General features: G+C 31.6%; 4 protein-coding genes and 1 pseudogene. 1 reads left to right on the forward strand and 4 read right to left on the reverse strand.

The genetic code is table 11. From position 1 onward, the window contains the following. Positions 1-95: 95 nt before the first annotated feature. The 4 genes and pseudogenes from CLOBL_RS26160 to mntR all read right to left on the reverse strand — a co-directional run bounded on the left by CLOBL_RS26160 (position 96) and on the right by mntR (position 5,446). Positions 96-659: a cytochrome b5 domain-containing protein gene (locus CLOBL_RS26160; protein ID WP_077861676.1), complete on the reverse strand. Its 564-nt coding sequence runs from the start codon at positions 657-659 to the stop codon at positions 96-98. Between the two features lie 84 nt (positions 660-743). After that, positions 744-2,152: pseudogene (locus tag CLOBL_RS26165) on the reverse strand (peptidoglycan-binding domain-containing protein); the annotation flags it as partial. A 60-nt stretch (positions 2,153-2,212) separates the two neighbouring features. After that, positions 2,213-4,675, reverse strand: a complete 2,463-nt coding sequence (locus tag CLOBL_RS26170; RefSeq protein ID WP_077861678.1) for a GxGYxYP domain-containing protein — start codon at positions 4,673-4,675, stop codon at positions 2,213-2,215. 300 nt (positions 4,676-4,975) lie between these two features. Continuing rightward, the gene (mntR, locus tag CLOBL_RS26175) at positions 4,976-5,446 is read right to left on the reverse strand and encodes a transcriptional regulator MntR (protein WP_077861679.1); all 471 of its coding nucleotides are present in this window, start codon (positions 5,444-5,446) and stop codon (positions 4,976-4,978) included. A gap of 251 nt (positions 5,447-5,697) precedes the next feature. On the opposite strand from mntR, the gene CLOBL_RS26180 reads away from it, so the two are divergent. Then, positions 5,698-6,996 (forward strand): Nramp family divalent metal transporter, encoded by a 1,299-nt coding sequence (locus tag CLOBL_RS26180; RefSeq protein WP_077861680.1) that lies wholly within the window; start codon positions 5,698-5,700, stop codon positions 6,994-6,996. Positions 6,997-7,351 lie beyond the last annotated feature (355 nt).

Here is a 7,351-nt window from a genome sequence, read left to right on the forward strand (position 1 = left end):
CAAATCCATATTTCTCATACAACCCATGTGCATTTTTAGTAAGTAAAAGTCCATGCAAATTTTTCAATTCATAATCCTTTGTAATGAATTCTATTTTATATGTTCCCCCTACTCTCATCTAGCAGCTTGGATACGCCTGTATTTTCCCACTCTCCGATCTCATCAATTGCCTCCTGAAAAGTTCTTCCCTCACCAACAAGTATACCTATCATAATATATTTTTGAAATAAATGTTCAAGTCTTACACCCCCGTCAGCTTCTTCTAATGCATCATCTACTAGTGGAGTTATATATTGTATCCAATCATCAGGGCTGAAATCATATGTATCTACCAAAGGCTGCCTGGTTATAGATACTATGCCCTTCTTTTTACTCTCACTGAGTACACCAACCTTAGGTATGTTACTAAGAATTTCTTTCATTCCATGATGAGAATTGAATTCATCAGTTAAATCTTTTCCAGCCTTAGCTCCAAAATGACTGCCTCCAGACCAAGACGATACATTACTCAAGTCATAAACTATACCATCTACTGCCACATAAGTTGGTTTTCCATCACTTCCATCATATTGTGCTAATTCCTCTAATGTAAATCGTTTTTGTCTATTACAATAAATATTATCTATAAGTTCATTAATAGGTTTAAATTTAAAAGTCATATGAATAAATACCTCTTAAATATTATTATCTCATAAAGATCTGCTGTATTTTTCTAATTCAAGCTGTTTATTAAGTTGATTTATCTAGTAATAGAACCTTGGAACAAATCTTTTATCATCCATTCCTAATATTGTTGGTGGTATGAATTCATTTTTCCATGCTCTGCTTGATTCAGTAGTAGTAAGTTCTGCAATCCTTGTTACACCGACATAAACATCTGATATCTTATACCAGGTTGCATAGTCAACTATTCCTGTTTGCGGCAATGAAAATATCTGTTGAAAGGTTTTTACTGACTGTGCAGTCTTTGTTCCATATATTCCATCCTCAGCAAGTCGTGGAATCAATGGATAATTCCTCGCTATTCTATTTAATTGACCTTGAATTGCCCTTACTGCTGGACCTCTTGATCCTATAGTAAGCTCCTCTCCTGGATAGGACATTGGGCTTCCAGCAACTTTTTCTGCTGTGACTAATTCAATATCTGTTCCATAATAACGAGTTAATATATCATATGGTCCAAGGCCTTGACGTCCTAATTCCTGACTTCCCCATTGACTCAACCACTGTGGACATGTAACGCTTTTTCCATCACAGTATTGTGTGAAAAGTGGCTGCTTTCTTCCGATTCTTCTTACATATGTTGAGAAAATTTCATCTACAATCTGACTTATATTATCATAAAAGTTTCTACCATAATTAAAGGCTTGATCATAAGCCGTAGAGCTTGTAATATCAAAATTTTTACCTTTTCCTCTATACCATTCAGTAAAAATTCTATTTAAGGTAAATGATACAATGCAAAAGATATTTGCTCTTAAAGCTGATTCAGTCCAAGTTGAATATATTTCACAGGATGCTACATTTTTAATATAGTCTTTAAATGGCACTCTATAATTTGGTGCAGATAGGTCATCAGGTCCACCTTGATGGACAGTGACATATTCAGGAACTACCGGCTGAGGCAGTACAACTCCTGAAGTTGGCTCCGGTAATGGTTTCTCAGGATCTTCCGGTATTTTAGGCGGAAAATTTCCATTTAAAGTATTTGGCTGTATATTTATTATTTCCTGTCTCATATATCCACATGCTGAACTTATCTCTAAATTACATATTTGATATGCAATCCTTGTAGGAAATACTTGACATCCTCGTATTATTATAGGATTAAAACCGCTTCTTTCAACCGTTATATCATATACACTATAAGGTATTTGATTGCTATTTTCATTTAAAGAGTATTCTAATGGCGGTGCTGTTAGATCTATTACCTCAGTTAATCCTGCTGAATCTGTAGTGAGTTCTATATTATTAGCGTTTTTAGAATCTGCTGTTCCTCTTACAGTTATCTTAGCACCATCAATTGGAATGTAATCATCACCTCTAAAACATTGAATTTTTAATCCACCTGTCCTATCTGCAAGATTTGTATTGTTTGTATTCTCCATACTTTTCCTCTTTATATTTTTATCAGAATATTATATTCATCAAATTCATATTTTATCACTAGTATTAGCTTTATCTGCTTAAAACAGAACTCAAATATAGCTAATTATTCATGCGTAACATTAGTTTTTATTAGTTTCATAAAAACTTCCGGAGTGACTATTCTTACATTTTGGTTTTTCTCTAACTCATCTATAACAGCTTTAACATTACTTACATCTTTGCTCCAAGCATGAACATAAACAAAAGTATATGCATCAGGACTAGATACATTAATTTGACCTGCATCAACCCTGCTTTTTATCCTTTCCACTAATTCATCTTCATTTTCAAGCGATTCCCACAGTAAGTCTCTGCATGATACTACTGGTTTATTATTTGACCATAGAATTCTTCCCTTATATTCATCATGTCTTTTATAATCTAGATAAAACATTCCTTGGATATCAGGCTTTTCAGTAAACTTATTCCAAAGTTCAATATTTTCAAAAGCCGAATCATCTATTATTGCCACATATTTTTGATTCACTTTTCTCATATACTCATTTAATTTATTAATATATGGTCCTAATTTACTTCTATCAAATTTACTAGGATACATGTACCCATTCCCAGAAGGTGATACTATGAAATTATTATTAACATTATCGCTAATTACATTTTTATAATATAAATTAAGCACAGTTGGAGCTAAATAATATAAAGCGGGTGTCATAGACCATCCTAGCGGAAGTTTATTTCTATCAGGAAACCCAAACCATTTATCAGAAGTATAGTTATTTCCAAGATTCCATTGAAGATTATCTCCATCGGACATTATGAAAGTCACATAATGAACATTATCTTCTTTTGGAATTTCCAGCTTCGATCTTTTAGCTACAGATATTGAACGAAAAGCGCTTAGTGTACTCAAATTATATGCCCAATCTGCTGCAACCACGCTTACACCATGTTTTGACGCAGCACTTACATTATTGAATTCATCTGGTCCCCATCCTAAGCAAATTGAATTTTTCCCCATACTAGAAAATATCTTCTCCCTCAGGTTTGTCTTATCTATACTATTTTCATAAAATAATAATGATTTAGTCATTATTGCATAATCTCTTAATGCTGCATCTTTATCTGGCGAAAGCTCGATAACTGTTGAATGATTCAATCCTTTGTTCCAAAACTTTTCATATGCCCAGCTTTCATCTGTCCCTCTGCAATCCCCTTTAAAGCTTATCCCCATAGCTCTAACTTTTGGCTCAATAACTTCATCTACTACTATAGCTTTATTTAAAGCTGCAAAAGAGCATGCATTATTAATAGATGGATCCTTAGAGGTTTTATTACTATAAAGTACATACCCATCAATATACTTTTTATAAATGCTTACTAATTGCCATGGATCTGATATTATTTTATATGAAATTTTATAATTGTCTTTTAAGTCTTCAAGCCATATCTTATAATCTGACTGGGAAGAATTAATTGTGTATATTTGAAAAGAACAATGGTTATTAACCAGCCCCTGAAGGCTGGCAACCATTGTTCTTTCACTAGGTGTCAGTAAATCTAAAGAGATTACATATAAAGACTTAGGAGTCACTGAATTTCTTATATAACTAGAATTTGCATTAAGTATGGAATATCCCGGAAAAGACGCTGTTTTTTTATCAGCAGATGTTTTCTTCCATTCACTCCATTTTGTGTTAAAAGAGTCTCCATTTGATTTGGAATACTCATAAAATTTATTTAAAAAATCCATTCTTTCTTTACTCTTAAAAGAATTTATATTAGAATCATTAAATTTTGCTAATGCTAACTGCCTGTTTATAATATCATCAGCACTGACTCCTTTATGGTTTTTAATCATATCATACATAATCATAAATTCAGTAGTTCTTCCAACTCCAGCCTTGCAGTGAAAATGCAGCCAGGAATTTTCATATGCAGACTTTACTAATCCTACAAAATAGTCAACCATTTCATCAGAAGGTATTCCCCCATCTCGAACAGTTACTCTACTATAAGATAAAGAATTTGATTTAGTAAGTTCATTTTCATCCTGAACTTTTGTTGGAACAATAGTCTGATTAGGTTTGTTATAAAAACTCATAGGTTCATTTAGTTTAATACTTTTTAGCTTACTTGCTTCATTTGCTAAAACCTGTTCTCTGCTTAATCCTTCATTAGCATTATTCTTTTGATTTGCCCAGCTTACTGCGTTGCCATTAATAAATCCATGAGATTCCTGTCTTAAATCAATTACAGTTATTGGCATTGAAGTCCCTATAGCCTTTACTAATAACGGAAGATTGAACTCAGAAAATTGCTGGCTTCCAGAAATATTTAATTTGTCTAAACCATTTAAGTTTAAATTTTTATTATCCTTAATACTTGTTAAATCACTGGTCTTTCGAAAATTTTTAGGAATAGTTTTCTCTGAAGTTGATGCCTCTAAAATGAGATGGACATTATTATCTTCACTAGCTTCAGCATAAACATTTTCATTAACTATAAAAGAACAAAAGATAGCTATGAGCATTGTTAATACAACAGATATTTTTAATTTTTTGTCCAAACAAATTCCTTCTTTCGTATAAAATAAAAGCATTCTTTGCTTGGAATTAGTATAAGATAAGAAAATCATTTATATACCAGGTATTAATTCCATGCACTTCTATTTTCTTTCCAAATTCTATATAATTAGATTAGTTTAGTTAAATTTCTAAAACATTTTTTAAGATATGCTGACTTTACCTAATTATGACAACATATATAAGACTTCGTACAAACTTATACGAAGTCTTTTTTCTTTCATACTATTTTCCTTACTATTATTAGAAAGCTCTAAACAGAAAAAATAATAAACTTACTTGTGTCATTTTAAAGTTCGTCTATAAACTTTAAATTTATCAATTATATTCGGATTGTCATTAATAAAGTTCACAAAATCTTTAAAACATTTTGCTGTTTCCTTACTTATGGTATGTTCAATTTTTTCTGTTTCATCCAATATTTCAGAATCTGGAACATCAAGGATTCTTAGAAAGTTTTCAATTGTATTATGCCTGTTAAGCAATACTTCTCCAAGGTTTTTTCCCTCTTGTTCAAGTACTAAGATTCCATATCTTTCGTATTTCAATAGTTTCAATTCTGCTAATTTCTGCACCATTTTCGTAGCAGAAGGAGGCTGAACATTAAGCGCATTAGATAATTCATGTATTCTTGTAAAACCATTTTTCATTGATAATCTATATATCATTTCAAGGTAATCTTCCATAGATGCAGTAAGTGATTTATCTTCTTTCTTCATATATTCATTAAAGGTATAAAAATCATTTTTTATCATGTTATCACCCACCTTTAGGTATATTAAAAAAATAACAAATTTAAAATATTATTATTTTCTAATAACCTTACTCATAATTTATTTAATTCATTATATGTATATTAGCGCAAAAAATTACTTAATCGTAACATTTATCATGTTAGCGCATAGTTTGTAGTATAAACATAAATTTAGTCGAAGCTAACAATGTTAAATTGTAGTAACTATGTTAATCACATATAAGAAAAAAATAAGAAAGGTGATGTATTAAGTTGATAAACGAAAGAACTTTAACAGATACAGATACTCAAATCTCTAGCTTTCCTGCATTACAAAAGGCTATAGATACTGATACAAATAAATTAAAACAGTTAGCAAAATTTATTGGTCCTGCTTTTATTGTAAGCGTGGCATATGTAGATCCTGGAAACTTTGCAACTAATATCAGCGGCGGATCAAAGTTTGGTTATGCTCTAATTTGGGTTATTCTATTTAGTAATCTAATGGCTATATTTCTTCAAATAATGTCTGCCAAACTTGGAATAGCAACTGGCCATAATCTTCCAGAAATGTGTTCTAAAGTTTTTCCAAAAAGCATGAACTGGTTGTTTTGGATAATTGCAGAGATAGGTGCTATGGCAACAGATTTAGCAGAATTTCTTGGTGGAACATTAGGATTATATTTGTTATTCCATATTCCTATGATATATTCAGGACTTATAACGGGATTCATAACATATATAATTTGTTATATGGAAAAGTATGGTCAAAAAGCTATCGAAGTCATAATTTCAGCACTCGTTGCAATAATATGTGCTGCATATACAATAGAATTATTTCTTGCTAAGCCAGATTGGTTTCAGGTTGGCATGCACACATTGATACCATCACTTCCAAATAATGAAGCTGTATTAATAGCTGTAGGAATGCTTGGTGCAACTGTTATGCCTCATGTAATATATTTGCATTCACAATTAGTTCAGCATAGATGCATCGATTGTTCTGATAATGGAAAATTAAAACATTTGAAAATGGAAAAGATTGATGTCACCATTGCAATGAATCTTGCTTTTATAGTAAATGCTGCAATGGTTATAGTTTCTGCTGCTGTATTTAATAGAAATGGATTAACTGTTGACACAATGGAACAAGCTCATACTTCTTTGCAGCCATTATTGGGCTCTCTATCAAGTAGTGCATTTGGAATAGCTCTTCTTGCATCAGGCTTATCTTCTTCAGCGGTCGGAACAATAGCTGGGCAGACAATTATGAAAGGATTTGTTAATTTAAGTATTCCAGTAAATATCAGAAGACTTATAACAATGATGCCAGCATTAATTATAATTGCACTAGGAATAAATCCAATGAACGCACTTGTCTTAAGCCAGGTGGCACTAAGCTTCATCTTGCCGTTTCCTATAATTCAAATGCTGATAATAGCTAAACGTAAAGATTTAATGGGCATTTTAGCTAATAAGGGTTTTGTTAGAATTTTGGGCATTCTAATAGCAGTTATAATAATATCATTAAATGCAATACTAATATACCTAACATTTACAGGGAGTGTTTAATATTATTATAAATATCATTCTTCAATTTAGGCACATGAAAATAAATAACAAGTCAAAAATTGCGATGGATATTTTTCATCAGGGCAGGAAACAAAATGACCTCATGGCCAGGCCTATTAGGGTATTTTGTTGACGCAGCATGATGAGAAATAGCCTTGTAAGTGGACTTGTTATTTATTTGATATGCCTTAATATTTCAGCATACAGAAAAACCTTCAAATGCAGTTAATAATGCATTTGAAGGTTTTTCATATACTCATATAATAATATTAAAACTCATAATTATTATATATTTCAATCAATTTGGTGGCTCACCCGGGAATCGAACCCGGGACACCATGATTAAAAGTCATGT

The sequence above is a fragment of the Clostridium sp. BL-8 genome (assembly GCF_002006495.1).
Taxonomy (GTDB): domain Bacteria; phylum Bacillota; class Clostridia; order Clostridiales; family Clostridiaceae; genus Clostridium.